The 731-nt window shown below is 62.7% G+C and carries 2 pseudogenes; both read right to left on the reverse strand.

Annotated features, from left to right (window positions below):
• Positions 1–257: pseudogene (locus tag B1991_RS18190) on the reverse strand (hypothetical protein); the annotation flags it as partial.
• Between the two features lie 28 nt (positions 258–285).
• Positions 286–731 (reverse strand): annotated as a pseudogene (locus tag B1991_RS18195) (HslU--HslV peptidase ATPase subunit); the annotation flags it as partial.

The raw sequence follows: 731 nt of genomic DNA on the forward strand, positions 1-731 counted from the left end.
CCATGGTGCTTGTCGGGCGCTTCCAGTTCGGAGATGTCGCGGTGGCGCATCACGTACATGCCGTCGTAGGTGATGCCGTCGCCGACCACCCAGAGCAGGAAGAACTCCCGCCCCACCCCGCCCACGTAACCGCAGAAGCTGCCGTGTTCGAGGTCTTCGCGCCACAGCCGGACCAGCGTCTGCTTCTGCTGCGCCTCGCGCAACTGGGCGCGCTGGCCGGTGTTTTTCAGTTCAATAACGTTGTTCACGGCGCTCATTTTAGCAGATCGGGGCCATCCGCCGGCTTTACAGGATGTAGCGGCTGAGATCCTCGTCGCGGACCAGGCTGGCAAGGGAATTGTCTACACGTTCGGCGTCAATTTGGTATTTTTCGCCGGATTTGTCTGCAGCTTCGAAGGAGATTTTCTCCAGCAACCGCTCCATGACGGTGTGCAGCCGACGGGCGCCGATGTTCTCGGTACGCTCGTTCACCTGGAAAGCCACCTCGGCCAGCCGGTCGATGCCCGAATCGGTGAACTCGATGGTGACGCCCTCGGTGCCGAGCAGGGCCACGTACTGCTTGGTCAGCGCGTTGTTCGGCTCGCGCAGGATGCGCTTGAAGTCGTCCACGCTGAGTGCGGAGAGCTCCACCCGGATCGGCAACCGGCCCTGCAGCTCGGGGATCAGGTCCGAGGGCTTGGCCAGCGAGAACGCGCCGGAGGCGATGAACAGCATGTGGTCGGTCTTGATCG

Source organism: Rhodanobacter lindaniclasticus (assembly GCF_004799035.1).
Taxonomy (GTDB): Bacteria; Pseudomonadota; Gammaproteobacteria; order Xanthomonadales; family Rhodanobacteraceae; genus Rhodanobacter; species Rhodanobacter lindaniclasticus.